The sequence below is a fragment of the Pseudomonas sp. NA-150 genome (genome assembly GCF_044336365.1).
Taxonomy (GTDB): domain Bacteria; phylum Pseudomonadota; class Gammaproteobacteria; order Pseudomonadales; family Pseudomonadaceae; genus Aquipseudomonas.
In genome coordinates, this window is record NZ_CP172305.1 from 2,860,920 (window position 1) to 2,878,037 (window position 17,118).

A 17,118-nucleotide genomic window follows, 5' to 3' on the forward strand; every position below is an offset into this window, starting at 1 on the left:
TTCGAATAAGAAAAAGGAAAATCCTGATGAGCTTTTTACGTAACGCGTGGTACCCAGCCGCCTGGAACACGGAAGTTGAAACCGGCGCTTTGTTCCAGCGCACCTTGCTCAACGAATCGGTGCTGATGTTCCGCGACAGCGCTGGGGTCGCCCAGGCGATTGGCAACCGTTGCCCGCATCGCTTTGCGCCGCTGCACATGGGTGTGCTCAAAGGCGACGCGGTGCAGTGCGCCTATCACGGACTGATGTTTGCCAGCAGCGGCCAGTGCGTGCACAACCCGCATGGCGATGGCGCGATCCCCAAGGCCGCCAAAGTCAAAACCTACCCGCTGCTGGAGCGCTACAGCCTGCTGTGGATCTGGATGGGTGAGGCCGAACGGGCTGACGCTGCGCTGATCCCGGAGTTCAGCTGCATGGACCCCGAACACTTCTACGTTGGCAAACGTTACCTGCACGCCAAGGCCAACTACGTGTTGGAAACCGACAACATCATGGACCTCAGCCATGTCGAGTTTCTGCACCCCGGAACCCTGGGCGGCGAAGGTGTAAAAAGTGCGCTGACCAGCGTCAATGAAGAGGGCAACCAGGTGTGGTCCAACCGGCAGACAGTCGGTGAAATCATGCCGGACTTCCTCTATCACGCAATGAACATCCCCAACGGAACCCCGGTCGATCGCTGGATCGATGTGCGTTGGGACGCTCCCGCCAGCATGTTGTTGCATGCCGGGGCGGTGGCCACAGGTTTGCCGCGCACGGAAGGCACGGACTATCCGATCCCTCATCTGTTTACCCCGGAAACCCAGACCACCACCCACTACTGGTTTGCCATGTGCTTTCCCAAAGCCATGGGCCCGTTCGCCGAACAGTTGGCCGAAGAGCAAGCGGCGGCGATCAACGTGCCGTTCACCGAGGAAGACCTGCCGATGCTCGAAGCGCAGCAACAGATGATGGGCGACGCGGATTTTTGGTCGCTCAAGCCGGTCCTGCTGGTGGGCGACGCCGGGGCAGTCCGTGCCCGACGTGTGCTTGATCGGTTGATCGCCGCCGAACAACCGCCCAGAGGATAAGGCCGTGATCGACGTTCTGGTAACCCGGAAACACACCGAAGCCGAAGGCATTTGCAGCTTCGAACTGACCGCGCTCGATGAACAGCCGCTGCCGCCATTCAGTGCCGGCTCGCACATCGACGTGCACCTGCCCAACGGCCTGGTGCGTCAGTACTCGTTGTGCAACCACCCGGAAGAACGCCATCGCTACCTGATCGGGGTGTTGCTCGACCCGACGACGCGCGGCGGGTCCCAGGCCATGCACGACCAGGTGCAGGAGGGCAGCCGGTTGCGCATCAGTGAGCCGCGCAACCTGTTTCCTCTGGAGCACGCCGCTGCCTACAGCCTGCTGTTTGCCGGTGGCATCGGTATCACCCCGATCCTGTGCATGGCCGAGCGTCTGGCCCAGGCCGGTGCGGATTTCGAGCTGCATTACTGCGGCCGCTCAGAGGAGCGCACGGCGTTTATCGAACGCATTCGTCGCTCGGGGTTTGGCGACCGTGTGCAGTTTCATTTCGACAGCGGCGAGGCCTCCCAGCGTCTTGATGCACCTGAGGTGCTAAGCGCCCCTGCGGCTGATCGACATCTGTACGTCTGTGGCCCGAGCGGCTTCATGGACTTTGTGCTGAGCACCGGGCGCGAGCAGGGCTGGGCTGAGGCGCAGATGCACCGCGAGTATTTTTCTGCTGCGCCGCTGGCCACTGAAAACCTGGGCAGCTTTGAAGTGCAGTTGGCCAGCAGCGGCCAATGCATTCAAGTGCCGGCCGATCGCAGTGTGGCCGAGGCGTTGCTGGAGGCCGGCATCGAGATTCCGCTGTCCTGCGAACAAGGCATCTGCGGCACCTGCCTGACCCGTGTGCTGGAAGGCGAACCCGACCATCGCGATATGTTCCTGACCGACGCCGAACACGCCCGCAATGACCAATTTACCCCGTGCTGCTCGCGCTCGAAAAGCGCGCGGCTGGTGCTCGACCTTTGAGGTAGAACCATGAACCAGAGCCTTTCCCCGCACGTCCTTGACCAATTGTTCCGTTCGGCCCGTTCGCACAATGGCTGGCTCAACCGCAAGGTCAGCGACGAACAACTGCATCAGCTGTATGACCTGCTGAAACAAGGGCCCACCAGCAACAACTGCTGCCCGGCGCGCTTTGTTTTCCTGCGTTCTGACGAGGCCAAACAACGCCTGCTGCCGGCGCTCAAGGGCCATAACGGCGAAAAAATGTTGCAGGCGCCAGTGACCGTTATCGTCGCTTTTGACCAGCAATTTTTCGAGCACCTGCGCACCTTGTTCCCGGCCTACGACGCCGCTGCGCCGTATCGCGAAAACCCTGCTGCGGCGCAGGTCGCCGCCTTGCGTAATGGCAGCCTGCAAGGCGCCTACCTGATGCTGGCCGCCCGTGCTTTGGGGCTGGATTGCGGGCCGATGTCGGGTTTCGACAATGCTCTGGTCAACGCCGAGTTCTTTCCTGATGGCCGCTGGCAAAGCAACTTTCTGTGCAGCCTCGGATACGGCGATGCCAGCAAGCTGCGCCCGGCGGGGAATCGCCTGGATTTCGCCACTGCCTGCCAATTGCTCTGAAAACGATCAGGAGTCGGCTTGTGAAGACATCGATGATTGCCCACTACGACCCAAGGCTGGAAACCTCACCTGCCAGCTTTCCGCTGGAGCAGTGGTACGTCGGCGGCTTCGCCTGGGAGTTGAACGACAGGCCGCTGGCGCGAACGTTGCTCAATCAGCCGCTGGTGCTGTTTCGCACGGCCAGTGGTGAAATCGCCGCGCTGGAGGACCGCTGCTGCCACCGCGCGTTGCCGCTGTCGTTGGGCACCCTGGAAGCGAAGGGCTTGCGTTGCGGTTACCACGGGCTGCTGTTCGGTGCCGATGGCCAGTGCCTGGAAATTCCCGGGCAGCCCAAGGTGCCCGGCAAGGCCAGGGTGCGCGCGTTCACCGTGCGTGAACGCGACCAGATTCTGTGGATCTGGTTCGGCGGCGACGAGCAATCGACACCGTCGTCAGAGCCACCGGCCTATCCGGTTCACAGCAGTGGCGACTACCGTTTCGCTGGTGATGTGTACCACTACGATGCCTCTTGGCAGTTGATTCACGACAACCTGTTGGACCTAAGCCACCTGGGTTACGTGCACCTGCACACCATCGGTGGCAATGCCGCGATCCACATGAATGCGCAGATGCAGGTCACTGGCGATGAAACGTCGGTGAGGGTAGTGCGTTACATGCTCGACTCCGACCCGCCGCCCACCTATACCGCGGCCTATCCGTTCAACGCGAAGATCGATCGCTGGCAGGAAATCGAGTTCAACCTGTCGCACCTGAAGATCTGGACCGGCGCCGTCGATGCCGGCAGCGAACCGGTTGATGATCCACAGCGCGGTGGCTTTCACATGCGCGGTTTCCATGGCATCACCCCGGAGACCGACAACACCTGTCACTACTTCTGGACCATGGCCACCAACCCGGTCTCCGACCCGGAAGCGACCACGCGCAAGGTCATCGAACAAACCCGCCTGACCTTCGACGAAGACAAAGTGATCATCGAAGCACAGTTCGCCAACCTGCAGCGTTTCGGCGAACGGCCGACGGTGGATATCCACGTTGATGCCGGGCCTAACCGCGCGCGGCGGATTGTCGAGCGTCTGCGTCAGGCAGGTGCCGTATGAGCCCATTGTTTTCCCTGAGCGACAAGGTCGCGCTGATCACCGGCGCCACCCGTGGCATTGGCTTAGCCATTGCCCGTGAATACGGCCGGGCCGGGGCGCGGCTGGCGATCAGCAGTGAGATCGCCGAGGACTGTCAGCGGGTGGCGGCTGAGTTGAGCGAGGAGGGTTTCGAAGTCTTCGCCGCACCCGCCGACCTGAGTCGCCAAAGCGAAGTCGCAGGGCTGGCCGACGCGGTATTGATGCACTTCGGCCGTCTCGACGCGCTGGTGTGCAATGCCGGGGTCGCGCCACATCTCGGCCCGTTGGCCAGCGCCAGTGACGCCGAGTGGGCGCTGACCATGACCGTCAATTTGAACAGCGCGGTGTGGCTGACTAACGAGTTGCTCCCGGCGATCGCCCTGCAAGGCGGTGGCAGCGTCGTGTTCATGGCCAGTATCGCTGGCGTGCGCGGCAACAAGGGGCTGGGTTTATACGGGCTGTCCAAAGCCGCGCTGGTGCAACTGGCGCGCAACCTGGCAGTGGAGTGGGGGCCGTTGAACGTCCGGGTCAACGCCATCAGCCCCGGCGTGATCGACACCGAATTCGCCCGCCCGCTGACCGATAACCCCGAGGTCATGCAGCGGCGTGTGGCACTCACCCCATTACGTCGCGTCGGAACGCCAGCGGAGATCGCCGCGCTGGCGTTGCTCCTGGCCGCACCCGGCGGGGCCTTTATCACCGGACAGAATCTGATCGTCGACGGTGGCACCACCATCGGCGATGGCAATTGATCAAGGAGTCGCACATGCAGTCACTTCCAGATTTTAAACGTGTGGTCACCGGGCACGACGATCAAGGTCAGGCCTGCGTCGCCTCCAGCGGTCCAACGCCGAATAATTTTCCACTGAAGGCAGTGCCGGGCACGGTGTTCTACGAAGTGTGGAACAGCATCGCCAGTCCGGCGCCGCTGGACAATGCCGACGACCCGACCAACAAACCCTTGCAACTGAGCCCCTCGGCCAATGGCAGTCTGATCCGGGTGGTGGATATTCCGCCGGACAGCGTGCAAAACCAGGTCAGCGCCGAGGATGCGGCCGCTGCGTTTGCTGAAATCGGTGAGTCGCATGCCGGCACCGGCAACGCCGAATCGCGGCACAAGCTGATGCACCGCACCGCAACCCTCGACTACGGCATCGTCACTGAAGGCGAAGTGTGGCTGGTGCTGGATCAGGAAGAGGTCCACCTCAAACGCGGCGACGTGGTGGTGCAACGCGGCACCAATCACGCCTGGAGCAACCGTACCGAACAGATGGCGCGCATGGTGTTCATTTTGCTCGATGGTCGTTACGCCGACGAACTACAAACCCTGCAAGGAGTTCGCCCATGAAGTTGGCCACGCTGAAAAACGGCAGCCGCGACGGTGGCTTGCTACTGGTGTCCCGCGACCTGCGTCAAGCGCTGGATGTCGGGCACATCGCCGCGACGCTGCAACTGGCGATCGAGCGCTGGGACCAGATAGAACCCCGATTGCAGGCGCTCTATCTAACCCTGAACCAGGGACAGGCGGCGGGTGCTTTCGCCTTTGATCCGACCCGCATCGCGGCACCGTTGCCGCGTGCCTATCAATGGTTGGATGGCTCGGCGTTCCTCAGCCATGGCGCATTGATGCAGAAGGCCTTCAACCTCGACCCGATCGAAGGCATCGACAGCATTCCATTGATGTACCAGGGCGCCGGCGATGATTTTATTGGGTCGCGGGACGACATCCCCTTGCCCAGCGAGCGCTACGGTATCGACTTCGAGGGCGAGTTCGCGGTGCTGGTCGATGAAGTGCCAATGGGCTGTCCGGCGGATTCCGCCCTTGGCCATATCAAGCTGATCCTGCAACTCAACGACGTCAGCCTTCGGGCGCTGGCGCCAAGGGAAATGAAAACCGGTTTCGGCTTCCTGCAAGCCAAACCCTCGTCGAGCTTTGCCGCCGTGGCGGTGACTCCAGACGAGCTGAGTGACGCCTGGCACGAGGGGCGGGTGCACCTGCCGTTGCAGGTGGAGTGGAACGGTGAGTGGTTCGGCAATCCCCATGGCGGGCAAATGCACTTCGGCTTTCATCAGTTGATCGCGCATGCCGCACTGACCCGGCGTTTGAGCGCCGGTACGCTGATTGGCTCCGGCACGGTATCCAACCATGACCGACGTGCCGGTTCCGCCTGCATCGCCGAGCGCCGTGCCATTGAAATGATCGAGCATGGCGAGCCACGTACCGGGTTCATGCACTTCGGTGACCGGGTCCGCATGGAGGTGCTGGGCAGCGATGGACTGTCGATTTTCGGCGGCATCGATCAGCGCGTGGTAGCCGCCGCGAGACCGGGAGCATCGTCATGCGCGTGATGGTCACGGGTGCCAACGGTTTTGTCGGTCGATTGTTGGTCCAGCGTTTGTTGGCGATGGAAACGCTGCGCGGACAACCGATCAGTGCCTTGCTGTTGCTGGACAAGCAACTGCACAACCTGCCGCAGGACAGCCGCTTGCGTTGCCACTATGGCAGCGTCACTGACATCGCCTTGCTGCGCCGGGTGCTGGCCGACGGCATCGATGTGGTGTTCCATCTGGTCAGCGTTCCGGGAGGCGCCGCCGAGCACAGCTATGGCCTTGGTTATGAAGTCAATCTGTTGGCCAGCCTGGCGCTGCTCGATCAACTGCGCGAGCTGCCCGGCGCGCCGGTGCTGGTGTACGCCAGCAGCGTGGCGGTGTACGGCGGTGGTCTGCCGGCACGGATGGATGAGGCGGCGGCGGTGCGCCCTGAGTTGTCCTACGGTGCGCATAAACTGATGGTGGAAACCGTGCTCAGCGACCTGGCCCGACGCGGTGAAGTCGACGGTCGCGCCGTGCGCTTGCCCGGCATCGTCGCCCGACCCCGGGAGCCCAATGGTTTGCGCTCGGCGTTCATGAGCGATCTGCTGCATGCCTACGCCAATAACGAGGCGTACTGCTGCCCGGTCTCGGCGCAGGCCAGTGCCTGGTGGATGTCGGCGCGGTGTTGCGTTGACAACCTGCTGCATGCGGCCGGCCTCGACGGCGCGCAGCTCGATGCTGCGCGAGTCTGGCAATTGCCACTGCTGCGCTTGTCCATTGCCCAGGTCATCGATGCCCTCGCCGCAACCTACGGTAAGGCAGCTCGCGAACGGATCACCTTCGCCCCGGATACCGGGCTCGAAGCGCTGTTCGGCTGCTTCCCACCGATGAAAACACCGAAGGCCCGCGCCTTGGGTTTCCGCCACGACGGTTCCGCCGTGGCACTAGTGCGCAATGCCTTGAACCCCCTGGCCCGTGTTCGTCGTGGCCGTGGGGCTGTCCATTCTGCCGGAGCCTTTGCCCATGAGTCTGACTAAACGCCGTCTGGTGGACCTGTCCGTCACCCTGGAAAACAACCCCTACACCGATCCGCCGCCGCTGCTGCCGAAGATCGAGTACACCGACCACCAACAAGGTTGGCCGGAAATGGCCGCGATGTTCCCCGGCTTGAACAAGTCCGACCTGCCAGGCGACGAATCCTGGGCCGCTGAATGGCTGCATGTCACCACCCACAGCGGCACCCACATGGACGCGCCCTGGCATTACGCCTCGACCACCGACGGCGGTAAACCGGCGTTCGGCATCGACGAGCTGCCACTGGAGTGGTGCCTGCAACCGGGGGTGAAACTGGACTTCCGGCATCTGCCGGATGGTCATGTGGTGCGCGCTGCCGAAGTCGAGGCCGAACTGGCGCGCATTGGCCATGCCTTGCAGCCGCTGGACATCGTGCTGGTCAACACCCGAGCTGGCGCCGTGTTCGGCCAGCCCGGTTATCTGGATGCCGGGGTCGGCATGGGCCGCGAAGCGACGATGTACCTGTTGGAGCGGGGCGTGCGGGTGGTGGGTACAGATGCCTGGAGCTGGGATGCGCCGTTCAAATACACCCGCGAGCGATTCGCGGCCACAGGGGATGCGTCGATTATTTGGGAAGGACACAAGGCCGGGCGAGACATTGGCTATGGGCAGATGGAGAAACTTTCCAACCTGGAAAGCCTGCCGGCGTCTGGTTTTTTGGTGTCGTGCTTTCCGTATAAGATCAAGCGCGCATCCGCTGGTTTTATTCGGGCGGTGGCGATTTTTGAGGAGTGATTGGCTCGTGCCCGAAGCGGGTGCAGATCACGCCGCCAAACGTTTTCAAATGACGCAAAGGTTACCTGAGGCCGGGGTAACCTGAGCGTAAAAGAGTCGTTATTCAATGGATTCGTAAGGCAGCCCCACGTAATTTTCTGCGATTGTTTTGCGCCCGGCAGCCGACCCCAGGTAGTAGTCGAGTTCGGTTTGCTGGAGGCGTTTGGAGAACGCATCGGCGTCGGGGAACGTGTGCAGGATCGAGGTCATCCACCAGGAGAAACGTTCGGCCTTCCAGATGCGACGCAAGCAGATTTCCGAGTATTTTTCCAGTAGGTCGGTGCGCCCCTCGCCGTACACCTTAAGCAAGATCCGATAGAGCGTGCTGACGTCGCTGGCAGCCAGATTCAGGCCTTTGGCGCCCGTGGGCGGGACGATGTGGGCGGCATCGCCGAGGAGGAACAGGCGACCGTATTGCATGGGTTCTACGACGAAGCTGCGCAGAGGGGCGATGCTTTTCTCGAGAGAGGGGCCGGTCACCAGTCGCTCGGCAACGTCTGCGGGCAGACGCAGTTTCAGCTCATCCCAGAAACGCTCGTCGCTCCAGTCCGCGACATTTTCCTGGGCGCCCACCTGAAGGTAATAGCGGGTGCGTGTGGGGGAGCGCATGCTGCACAAGGCAAAACCGCGCGCGTGGTTGGCGTAGATCAATTCGTGGCTGACCGGCGGTGTGTCGGCCAGTAGGCCAAGCCAGCCGAACGGGTAGACGCGCTCGAATACCTTGAGGGTTTCCTCGGGGATCGATTGCCGCGACACACCGTGGAAGCCATCGCAGCCGGCGATGTAATCGCAGTCCAGGCGGATGGTTTCACCGTCGCAGTCGAAGGTCAGGTACGGCGCGTCGGTTTTTATGTCGTGGGGCTGGACGTTCTCCGCGTCGTAAAAGCTCCGGGCGCCGACGGCGGTGCGGGCGTCCATCAAGTCGCGGGTGACTTCGGTCTGGCCGTAGACCATGACCGTTTTGCCGTCGGTCAACGCCTTGAGGTCGATGCGTTCGCGGCGGCCATTAAAGGCCATTTCAAAACCGTCGTGCACCAGTCCGCTGGCGTCCATGCGCTCACTGACGCCGGCTTCACGCAGCAAATCCACCATGCCTTGCTCGAGCACGCCGGCTCGAATGCGCGACAGAATGTAGTCGGGGTTCTTGCGTTCGACGATGACGTTGTCGATGCCGGCGCGGTGCAGCAATTGGCCGAGTAGCAGTCCGGAAGGGCCGGAACCGATGATGGCAACTTTGGTTTTCACGCAAGTGTTCAAGGATGCTTTCAATGGAGTGATCCTGTCGTGTGCGACTGCCGGCACAAGGCTGTGCAGCGCGTTGTTGTTTTTGTCTCCTGTATTTTTAGTGGCAAGGGAGCGGATATGAAGGCACTATCTGACCAATTTCATGGACTTTTCGTGGATTTCTGGCGCGGGAGGGGAAATGTCCAAGTCATCGGTCGCATCGGTTCCGGTCTTCAAGCTCTATGGCGAGACCACGGTCTGGCCGACGCCTGATCTGATTCATTGCGAGTCGATTCCCGAGCGCAGCAAGCTGCACAACTGGGAAATCAAACCCCATCGGCACGGCGATCTGGTGCAGTTGTTGTATGTCCAGTCCGGGCGAGCGACGTTGAAGGTCGAAGACCAGGTCAATCACATCGATACGCCCTCGCTGCAAGTGGTGCCCGCCTTGAGCGTGCACACCTTTATGTTTTCCGAAGACATTCAAGGTCACGTCCTGTCGCTGGCCCAGCCGTTGGCCGAACAACTGGGGGCATCGCTCAATAGCCCGGTGCTGAGCACGGCGGCCTGCTACACGATTGGCGTCGAACATCCGTACCTGGACACGCTGTTTTCCGCGATTACCCGGGAGTACAGCCAGCACCAGCCGAATCGTGATCCGATGCTGCAGTCGTTGATCACGGTGCTGTCGATCTGGCTCAGTCGGCGCAACCTGCAACTGTCGGCCGGTGACGAGGCGCCCCTGGATCGGGGTCGAGACCATCTGCACGCGTTCACCCGCGAGTTGGAACTGCGCTTTCGCCAGCACTTGTCCATCGAACATTACGCCGCGACCCTGAACATCACCGCAGCCCACCTCAATGCGCTGTGTCGGCGCCTGTCGGGGCAATCGGCGTTGCAGATCATCAATCAGCGATTGCTGCTGGAAGCCAAGCGCAATCTGGTTTACACCGCTATGACCATCAATGAAGTGTCCGATAGCCTGGGCTTTTCCGAGCCGGCCTATTTTTCGCGTTTCTTCAAACGCGTGACGGGGCTATCACCGAAACAGTTCCGCATCCAGCGTTAAAAGGCAGCGAACCACGTTGAACATCGATACCCGAATCAAGTTTCGACACCTGGTGTGTTTTCTCGAAGTGGCCCGTCAGGGCAGCCTGGCCCGCGCCTCGGACAAACTGTCGATCAGTCAACCGGCGCTGTCCAAGACCCTCAAGGAACTGGAAACGCTGCTCGCCACCCGCCTGTTTGTGCGCAGTAAAAGCGGCGCGGCGCTGACCGAGGCCGGCGTGGCGTTTTTGCGTTACGCCGGGCCGAGTGTGCAGGCATTGCGCGAAGGGGTGAACAGCCTGCGCTCCGGTGAGCATGAGCCGGTCACCGCGCGGCTCGGCGTGTTGTCCACGGTAGAAAGCCTGTTGGTGCCCGAAGTTGTCTGCCGTTTGCATGCCCGTCATCCGGCGTTGGTGGTGAGCGTGGTGACCGGGCCGAGTGCGTATTTGTTGTCGCGACTGCGGGTCGGCGAATTGGACCTGGTGGTGGGGCGCATGACGGACAGCCCGCAGATTCTCGGGCTGACCTTCGAGCACCTGTACAGCGAATCGATGACGCTGGTGGTGCGCAACGGTCATCCGTTGTTGAGCGACAAAACACCCCGCAGCAGCCTGGAAAACTACCCGTTGGTGCTGCCTTTGGCCGGCACCACCATTCGCACGTTCGCCGACAGCCTGTTCGTGCAGCATGGCATTCGACCGCCGCGTCAGCGCCTGGAAACCCTGTCCCTGACGTTGAGTCGGCGCTATGTGCAGTGCAGCGAGGCGGTCTGGGTCGCACCCTTTGATGCGGTCCGGCAGGACCTCGGGCGTGGCGAACTGGTGGAACTGGAGCTTGGAATCCGCGAGCCGGGCGGTTCGGTCGGTCTGTGCAGCAACCCGGCGTTACCGATACCGCTGGCTGCGCAATGGTGCGTCGATGTGCTGCGCGAGGTCGGTCAGGACTACCGCGAGGGGCGTTATCCATAACCATTTGGTTATGGATAGGGCGTGTTTATTCACTACCGGATCGGCCTGTATCAAGGGAAACTGCGGCATCATCGGCACTGCCGCAGCGTTTTTCCCAACCAAGATCAGGAGACCGACATGTCTGATGCGGACAACAGCCGCTTCGTCATTCGTGACCGCAATTGGCACCCTAAAGCCCTGACCCCGGATTACAAGACCTCGATTCTGCGTTCCCCGCGCCAGGCACTGGTGAGCATTCCCCAGTCCGTGTCGGAAACCAGTGGCCCGGACTTTTCCCACTTGAAGATGGGCCAGCACGACAACGACCTGCTGCTTAATTTCAACAACGGTGGCCTGCCGATCGGCGAACGGATCATTCTTGCCGGTCGCGTCTGCGATCAACATGGCCAGCCGATTCCCCACACCTTGGTGGAAATCTGGCAAGCCAACGCTGGCGGCCGCTACCGTCACAAGAAAGACAGCTACCTGGCGCCCATGGACCCTAATTTCGGCGGCGTTGGCCGGACCTTGACCGACCGCGATGGCAACTACAGCTTTCGCACGGTCAAACCCGGTCCCTACCCGTGGCGCAACGGTCCCAACGACTGGCGCCCGGCGCACATCCATGTGTCCATCAGTGGCCCGTCGATTGCTTCTCGCCTGATTACTCAGCTGTACTTCGAAGGCGATCCGCTGATCCCGATGTGTCCGATCGTCAAATCGATTACCAGCCCGGATGCGGTGCAGAGCTTGATCGCCAAACTCGACATGAGCATGGCCAATCCCATGGATTGCCTGGCTTATCGCTTTGATATCGTCCTGCGCGGCCAGCGCAAAACCCACTTCGAAAACCGCTGAGGAGACCGCGCATGCCTGTTCAATTTTTGCCGGAAACGCCTTCGCAAACCGCCGGGCCTTACGTGCACATCGGCCTCGCGCTGGAAGCGGCGGGCAACACCCCTCGCGATCAGGAAATCTGGAACCGGATGGCCAAACCTGGCGCGCCGGGTGAGCACATCCTGTTGCTCGGTCAGGTTTACGACGGCAACGGCCACCTGATCCGCGACTCGTTCCTCGAGTTCTGGCAGGCCAACCATGAAGGCGTCTACGACAGCGACTACGATCTGGAGAAGTCATTCAACAGCTTCGGCCGTACCGCGACCACCGATGTCGGCGAGTGGACGCTGCACACCGTCAAGCCCGGCACGCTGAACAACGCTGCCGGCGTGCCGATGGCCGCGCACATCAACGTGTCGTTGTTTGCCCGGGGGATCAACATTCACCTGCAAACCCGCCTGTACTTCGACGACGAAGCCGAGGCCAATGCCGTCGATCCGGTGCTCAACCTGATCGAGCAACCGCAACGCCGGGAAACCCTGATCGCCAAACGTTGCACGGTGGACGGCAAGCTGGCTTATCGTTTTGACATTTGCGTGCAAGGAGACGCGGAGACGGTGTTCTTCGACTTCTGATCGGTTGCTCTGCGTGTGGCTGTAAAGCGCCTGCTGCTGCAGGCGCTTCAATAAGAATAAAAGGAAATGCCCGTATGACGACTTCTGCCCGCGTACCCGCGACCGGCACCCTCGATGTTCAGGCGTTCATCAACGCCAAGCCGTTGTCTGCTTATCAATGGCGGGTGGTGTTGCTGTGTTTCCTGATTGTATTCCTCGACGGTCTGGACACCGCCGCCATGGGCTTTATCGCGCCGGCGCTGAGCCAGGATTGGGGCATCGATCGCGCGAGCCTGGGGCCGGTGATGAGTGCGGCGTTGATCGGTATGGTCTTCGGCGCCTTGGGTTCCGGGCCGCTGGCGGACCGTTTCGGGCGCAAAGTGATTCTGGTGGTCGCGGTGTTTCTGTTCGGGGTCTTCAGTTTACTGTCGGCCTACAGCAGCAACATCGACCAATTATTGGCGTTGCGTCTGCTGACGGGCATCGGTCTGGGGGCGGCGATGCCGAATGCCACCACACTGCTCTCGGAATACACTCCCGAGCGGCTCAAGTCGTTACTGGTGACCAGCATGTTTTGCGGCTTCAACCTCGGCATGGCCTGTGGCGGATTTATCTCGGCGAAGATGATTCCGTTGCTGGGTTGGCACAGTTTGTTAATGCTCGGCGGGGTTCTGCCGTTGCTGTTGGCGGTGGTGCTGTTGCTCTGGCTGCCGGAGTCGGCGCGTTTTCTGGTAGTGCGCAATCGCAGTGTCGAGCGGATTCGCCGGGTGCTGGCGCCGATTGCACCGCTGGACGTTGCGGTAGCTAGCGGTTTCAGCGTGCCGGAGCAAAAATCGGTGCAGAGTCGCAATGTGCTGAAAGTGATTTTTGCCGGCACCTACAGCGCCGGCACATTGTTGTTGTGGCTGACCTATTTCATGGGCCTGGTGATCGTCTACCTGCTTACCAGCTGGCTGCCGACCCTGTTGCGCGACAGCGGCGCGAGCATGGAGCAATCGGCGTTTATCGGCGCGTTGTTCCAGTTCGGCGGCGTGCTCAGTGCGGTGGGTGTGGGTTGGGCAATGGACAAAATCAATCCGCACAAGGTGATTGGTATCGCTTACCTGTTGGCCGGTGTGTTCGCCTGGCTGGTGGGCAAAAGCATGGGCAACGTCGTGCTGTTGGCGACCCTGGTGCTGTTGGCGGGTATGTGCATCAACGGTGCGCAATCGGCCATGCCGTCGCTGGCAGCACGGTTTTATCCGACCCAGGGCCGCGCCACGGGCGTGTCGTGGATGCTCGGGATTGGTCGCTTCGGCGCGATTCTGGGAGCCTGGGCCGGGGCGACGTTGTTGGGTTTGGGTTGGAACTTCGAGCAGGTGCTGACCGCGCTGGTGGTGCCGGCGGCGTTGGCGGCGTGCGCCGTGTTGATCAAGGGAATGGTCAGCCATGCCGATGCCACTTGAGTCCTCATTACTGATGTATTCGATTTCTGGAGTCAGGGTGTGAACCAATCAAGCAATCAACTGTTCGATGTCTATTTCACTCAGCCAGCGATGCGCAAGGTGTTCTCTGATCACGGTCGCTTGCAGGGCATGCTGGATTTCGAAGCAGCACTGGCACGGGCCGAAGCCAGCGTCGGGGTGATTCCCGCCGACGTGGTCCTGGACATCGCGGCCGCTTGCCGAGCTGAAGGGTATGACGTGGGAGAGCTGGCGATTGCCATCGGCAGCGCCGGCAATTCGGCGATTCCGCTGGTCAAGGCGCTGGGCAAGCAGATTGCCGCGCGTAACGTCGAGGCCGAGCGCTACGTGCATCTGGGCGCTACCAGTCAGGACGTGATGGACAGCGGTCTGGTGCTGCAACTGCGGGCCGCCATCGAGCTACTGGAAAACGATTTGCAGCAACTGGCGGATTCACTCGCTGAACAGGCCCAGCGTTATGCCGATACCCCCTTGGCCGGTCGTACCTGGTTGCAACAGGCAACTCCGGTAACCCTCGGCATGAAAATCGCCGGCTGGCTGGGCTCCATCACTCGCCATCGCCAGCGCCTGCTCGAAATCAAACCGCGTGTGTTGTGCCTGCAATTCGGCGGTGCCTCCGGCAGCCTGGCTGCGCTGGGTGATCAAGCATTTCCGGTCGCCGAAACCTTGGCTCGTGAACTGAAGCTGAACCTGCCGGAACAACCCTGGCACACCCAACGGGATCGGCTCGTAGAGTTCGCCAGCCTACTGGGGCTGATTGCGGGCAGCCTGGGCAAAGTCGGGCGCGATCTGAGTTTGTTGATGCAGACCGAAACCGGCGAAGTGTTCGAGCCATCAGCGCCCGGCAAAGGCGGTTCATCGACCATGCCACATAAGCGCAACCCGGTCAGCGCAGCGGTGATGATCGGCGCCGCCACTCGTGCACCGGGGTTGGTGGCGACCATGTTCGCCGCCATGCCGCAAGAACACGAACGTAGCCTGGGCCTGTGGCATGCTGAATGGGAAACCTTGCCGGAGTTGTGCTGCCTGGTGTCAGGTTCGTTGCAACAGGCGCTGCACGTGATACCGGGGCTGGAGGTTGACGCTGAACGCATGCGCCGCAATCTTGAGCAGACCAAGGGCCTGGTGCTGGCCGAAGCAGTGAGCATTGCCTTGGCGCAACGCATCGGTCGCGACGCGGCCCACCATTTGATCGAACAATGCTGTCGCCGGGCGGTGGAGCAGGGCGTGCACTTGCGTCAGGTGCTCGGTGCCGAAACGCAGGTCACCGCGCAGCTATCAAACGAAGAACTGGATCGCCTGCTGGACCCTGCACATTACCTGGGGCAAGCCCAGCGCTGGGTCGAGCGCGCAATCAACGAACATAACGCCTTGGCGCGTTGAACGGTTAAGAGAGGAAGTGAAATGGACGAACAACAACGTTACGAAGCCGGCATGAAAGTGCGTCGCGAAGTGCTCGGCGACGCGCACGTGGATCGCAGTCTGGAAGGGCTGACCCCGTTCAACGGTGAGTTTCAGGAAATGATCACCCGCCACGCCTGGGGCGACATCTGGACCCGCCCCGGATTACCACGCCACACCCGCAGCCTGATCACCATCGCCATGCTGATCGGCATGAATCGCGAAGGGGAACTGCGTCTGCACCTCAAGGCCGCCAGGCACAACGGCGTGACCCGTGACGAAATCAAAGAGGTGCTGATGCAGAGCGCCATTTACTGCGGCATTCCGGCGGCCAATGCGACGTTCCACTTGGCTGAACAAGTGTGGGACGAGATGGGGACTGAGTCGTTGAACGCGGATTAACCGTATTGAGTGAGCGGGTGTTGTTCAAAAAACAGTGCTGAGCAGCCACCCGAGCGCGCCACTGCCCAAGACCACCAACCACGGCGGGGTCTTCCAGAACATTAAGGCAACCAGGGCGATCAGCGCCAAGCCGAAGTCCTGGGGTTTTAATATGGCACTGGTCCAGACCGGGTTGTACAGGGCTGCCAAGAGCAGCCCGACCACTCCCGCGTTAATCCCTGCCAGCGCCGCTTGGGTGCGAAAGCTGTGCCTCAGTTGCTCCCAGAACGGCAACACGCCGATCACCAAGAGGAATGAAGGCGCAAAGATCGCGATGAGGCACACCGTTGCGCCCACCCAACCGGAAGGCTGGACGTTCATGGATGCGCCAAGAAATGCTGCAAAGGTAAAGAGTGGGCCCGGTACCGCCTGTGCTACGCCATACCCCGCCAGGAACGTGTCGTTGGTGACCCAGCCGTTGGGTACCGTTGCCGCCTGAAGTAACGGCAACACCACATGCCCCCCGCCGAAGACCAATGAACCGGCACGGTAAAAGTCGTTCACCATCGCCAGTGTTTGAGAAGGCACGACCTGAATCAGCAAGGGAAGACCCGCTATTAAGCTGAAGAAGACCACCAACGAGATCACGCCCACCGTCCGGCTGACCGAGATGGGTAAGGATTCCGCAGCGTGGCCTTGAGCGGGTTTAAACAGCATCAAGCCGAGGATGGCGGCGCAGACGATCAACCCGATCTGTACCCCTGCACCGGGCCACAGGAGCGCAGCGCAGGCAGCGAACGCGGCGATGGTCACGCGCGTCACATCGGTACACAGCGTGCGAGCCATGCCCCAGACTGCTTGAGCAACGACCGCGACCGCGACGACTTTAAGGCCGTGCAATAGACCGCTCGGGACAGCACTTCCCCACGTGGACATGCCCTGAGCGAACAGCACCAGAATGACCGCCGACGGCAATGTGAAACCTGCCCACGCGGCAACAGCGCCGGAAAATCCGGCACGCGATAGCCCTAATGCCAGGCCAACCTGGCTACTCGCAGGCCCCGGAAGGAACTGGCACAGAGCCACCAAATCGACAAAGCTGCGCTCGCTGAGCCATTGGCGCCGAGCGACGAACTCTTCGCGAAAATACCCCAAATGCGCAATCGGGCCACCGAAAGACGTGAGTCCCAAGCGCAAGAACACCAGAAACACCGACCATGCGGAATCAGATGCAACCACCTTGTTACTGCTTTCTACCGACAACACTCATGCTCCCCACAGAGGCTGATGGACTGGGTTATCC

18 protein-coding genes are annotated in these 17,118 nt (G+C 61.3%); 16 read left to right on the plus strand and 2 right to left on the minus strand.

All coding sequences use genetic code 11. The features are described from left to right. The first annotated feature begins 26 nt into the window (after positions 1–26). Genes ACF0H7_RS13700 through ACF0H7_RS13740 form a run of 9 tightly spaced genes read left to right on the plus strand, consistent with a single transcriptional unit; the run spans position 27 to position 7,862 of the window. Positions 27–1,067, plus strand: coding sequence for a Rieske 2Fe-2S domain-containing protein (locus ACF0H7_RS13700; protein WP_397453276.1), 1,041 nt, complete (start codon positions 27–29; stop codon positions 1,065–1,067). 4 nt (positions 1,068–1,071) lie between these two features. Further along, positions 1,072–2,025, plus strand: coding sequence for a PDR/VanB family oxidoreductase (locus ACF0H7_RS13705; protein WP_397453277.1), 954 nt, complete (start codon positions 1,072–1,074; stop codon positions 2,023–2,025). 9 nt (positions 2,026–2,034) lie between these two features. Next, on the plus strand, positions 2,035–2,625 hold the full coding sequence (locus ACF0H7_RS13710) for a malonic semialdehyde reductase (RefSeq protein WP_397453278.1): 591 nt from the start codon (positions 2,035–2,037) through the stop codon (positions 2,623–2,625). A 32-nt stretch (positions 2,626–2,657) separates the two neighbouring features. Beyond that, complete coding sequence (locus ACF0H7_RS13715; RefSeq protein ID WP_397453889.1) at positions 2,658–3,722, plus strand: Rieske 2Fe-2S domain-containing protein; 1,065 nt, start codon at positions 2,658–2,660, stop codon at positions 3,720–3,722. Next, positions 3,719–4,492 carry an SDR family NAD(P)-dependent oxidoreductase gene (locus ACF0H7_RS13720; protein WP_397453279.1) on the plus strand — a complete coding sequence of 258 codons (774 nt, stop codon included), beginning with the start codon at positions 3,719–3,721 and terminating at the stop codon, positions 4,490–4,492. Before ACF0H7_RS13715 ends, ACF0H7_RS13720 begins: the two co-directional genes overlap by 4 nt. Positions 4,493–4,506: 14 nt before the next feature. Then, positions 4,507–5,088, plus strand: a complete 582-nt coding sequence (locus ACF0H7_RS13725; RefSeq protein ID WP_397453280.1) for a cupin domain-containing protein — start codon at positions 4,507–4,509, stop codon at positions 5,086–5,088. After that, the gene (locus ACF0H7_RS13730; RefSeq protein ID WP_397453281.1) at positions 5,085–6,089 is read left to right on the plus strand and encodes a fumarylacetoacetate hydrolase family protein; all 1,005 of its coding nucleotides are present in this window, start codon (positions 5,085–5,087) and stop codon (positions 6,087–6,089) included. Before ACF0H7_RS13725 ends, ACF0H7_RS13730 begins: the two co-directional genes overlap by 4 nt. Beyond that, positions 6,080–7,090, plus strand: coding sequence for an NAD-dependent epimerase/dehydratase family protein (locus ACF0H7_RS13735; RefSeq protein ID WP_397453282.1), 1,011 nt, complete (start codon positions 6,080–6,082; stop codon positions 7,088–7,090). Before ACF0H7_RS13730 ends, ACF0H7_RS13735 begins: the two co-directional genes overlap by 10 nt. Beyond that, complete coding sequence (locus ACF0H7_RS13740) at positions 7,077–7,862, plus strand: cyclase family protein (RefSeq protein ID WP_397453283.1); 786 nt, start codon at positions 7,077–7,079, stop codon at positions 7,860–7,862. The genes ACF0H7_RS13735 and ACF0H7_RS13740 overlap by 14 nt, the downstream gene beginning before the upstream one ends. A 99-nt stretch (positions 7,863–7,961) precedes the next feature. Here the strand turns inward: ACF0H7_RS13740 and pobA are convergent, their stop codons facing one another. Continuing rightward, positions 7,962–9,146 carry a 4-hydroxybenzoate 3-monooxygenase gene (pobA, locus tag ACF0H7_RS13745; RefSeq protein ID WP_397453284.1) on the minus strand — a complete coding sequence of 395 codons (1,185 nt, stop codon included), beginning with the start codon at positions 9,144–9,146 and terminating at the stop codon, positions 7,962–7,964. A 178-nt stretch (positions 9,147–9,324) separates the two neighbouring features. Between pobA and ACF0H7_RS13750 the strand changes: the two genes are divergently transcribed. From ACF0H7_RS13750 to pcaC, 7 genes are all read left to right on the plus strand, one after another. Next, positions 9,325–10,194 carry a helix-turn-helix domain-containing protein gene (locus ACF0H7_RS13750; protein ID WP_397453285.1) on the plus strand — a complete coding sequence of 290 codons (870 nt, stop codon included), beginning with the start codon at positions 9,325–9,327 and terminating at the stop codon, positions 10,192–10,194. Positions 10,195–10,210: 16 nt separating this feature from the next. Beyond that, a complete protein-coding gene (pcaQ, locus tag ACF0H7_RS13755; RefSeq protein WP_397453286.1) occupies positions 10,211–11,140 on the plus strand; it encodes a pca operon transcription factor PcaQ in 930 nt (309 codons plus the stop codon). 117 nt (positions 11,141–11,257) lie between these two features. Further along, positions 11,258–11,977, plus strand: coding sequence for a protocatechuate 3,4-dioxygenase subunit beta (gene pcaH / locus ACF0H7_RS13760; RefSeq protein WP_397453287.1), 720 nt, complete (start codon positions 11,258–11,260; stop codon positions 11,975–11,977). Positions 11,978–11,988: 11 nt separating this feature from the next. After that, positions 11,989–12,591, plus strand: a complete 603-nt coding sequence (pcaG, locus tag ACF0H7_RS13765) for a protocatechuate 3,4-dioxygenase subunit alpha (protein ID WP_397453288.1) — start codon at positions 11,989–11,991, stop codon at positions 12,589–12,591. Between the two features lie 74 nt (positions 12,592–12,665). Continuing rightward, complete coding sequence (locus ACF0H7_RS13770; protein ID WP_397453289.1) at positions 12,666–14,015, plus strand: MFS transporter; 1,350 nt, start codon at positions 12,666–12,668, stop codon at positions 14,013–14,015. A 39-nt stretch (positions 14,016–14,054) separates the two neighbouring features. After that, positions 14,055–15,416: a 3-carboxy-cis,cis-muconate cycloisomerase gene (locus tag ACF0H7_RS13775; protein WP_397453290.1), complete on the plus strand. Its 1,362-nt coding sequence runs from the start codon at positions 14,055–14,057 to the stop codon at positions 15,414–15,416. Between the two features lie 21 nt (positions 15,417–15,437). Continuing rightward, the gene (gene pcaC / locus ACF0H7_RS13780; protein ID WP_397453291.1) at positions 15,438–15,836 is read left to right on the plus strand and encodes a 4-carboxymuconolactone decarboxylase; all 399 of its coding nucleotides are present in this window, start codon (positions 15,438–15,440) and stop codon (positions 15,834–15,836) included. A 24-nt stretch (positions 15,837–15,860) separates the two neighbouring features. Here pcaC and chrA read toward each other — a convergent pair whose 3' ends face one another. Next, entirely contained in the window at positions 15,861–17,078 is a 1,218-nt protein-coding gene (chrA, locus tag ACF0H7_RS13785) for a chromate efflux transporter (RefSeq protein ID WP_397453292.1), read from the minus strand. Positions 17,079–17,118: the final 40 nt, after the last annotated feature.

What these genes read in the sequence shown, in the direction of transcription:
- ACF0H7_RS13700 (WP_397453276.1), top strand. Translation starts at nt 27, where the DNA reads ATGAGCTTTTTACGTAACGCGTGGTACCCAGCCGCCTGGAACACGGAA.
- ACF0H7_RS13710 (WP_397453278.1), top strand. Translation starts at nt 2,035, where the DNA reads ATGAACCAGAGCCTTTCCCCGCACGTCCTTGACCAATTGTTCCGTTCG.
- ACF0H7_RS13715 (WP_397453889.1), top strand. Translation starts at nt 2,658, where the DNA reads ATGATTGCCCACTACGACCCAAGGCTGGAAACCTCACCTGCCAGCTTT.
- ACF0H7_RS13720 (WP_397453279.1), top strand. Translation starts at nt 3,719, where the DNA reads ATGAGCCCATTGTTTTCCCTGAGCGACAAGGTCGCGCTGATCACCGGC.
- ACF0H7_RS13725 (WP_397453280.1), top strand. Translation starts at nt 4,507, where the DNA reads ATGCAGTCACTTCCAGATTTTAAACGTGTGGTCACCGGGCACGACGAT.
- ACF0H7_RS13730 (WP_397453281.1), top strand. Translation starts at nt 5,085, where the DNA reads ATGAAGTTGGCCACGCTGAAAAACGGCAGCCGCGACGGTGGCTTGCTA.
- ACF0H7_RS13735 (WP_397453282.1), top strand. Translation starts at nt 6,080, where the DNA reads ATGCGCGTGATGGTCACGGGTGCCAACGGTTTTGTCGGTCGATTGTTG.
- ACF0H7_RS13740 (WP_397453283.1), top strand. Translation starts at nt 7,077, where the DNA reads ATGAGTCTGACTAAACGCCGTCTGGTGGACCTGTCCGTCACCCTGGAA.
- ACF0H7_RS13750 (WP_397453285.1), top strand. Translation starts at nt 9,325, where the DNA reads ATGTCCAAGTCATCGGTCGCATCGGTTCCGGTCTTCAAGCTCTATGGC.
- pcaH (WP_397453287.1), top strand. Translation starts at nt 11,258, where the DNA reads ATGTCTGATGCGGACAACAGCCGCTTCGTCATTCGTGACCGCAATTGG.
- pcaG (WP_397453288.1), top strand. Translation starts at nt 11,989, where the DNA reads ATGCCTGTTCAATTTTTGCCGGAAACGCCTTCGCAAACCGCCGGGCCT.
- ACF0H7_RS13770 (WP_397453289.1), top strand. Translation starts at nt 12,666, where the DNA reads ATGACGACTTCTGCCCGCGTACCCGCGACCGGCACCCTCGATGTTCAG.
- pcaC (WP_397453291.1), top strand. Translation starts at nt 15,438, where the DNA reads ATGGACGAACAACAACGTTACGAAGCCGGCATGAAAGTGCGTCGCGAA.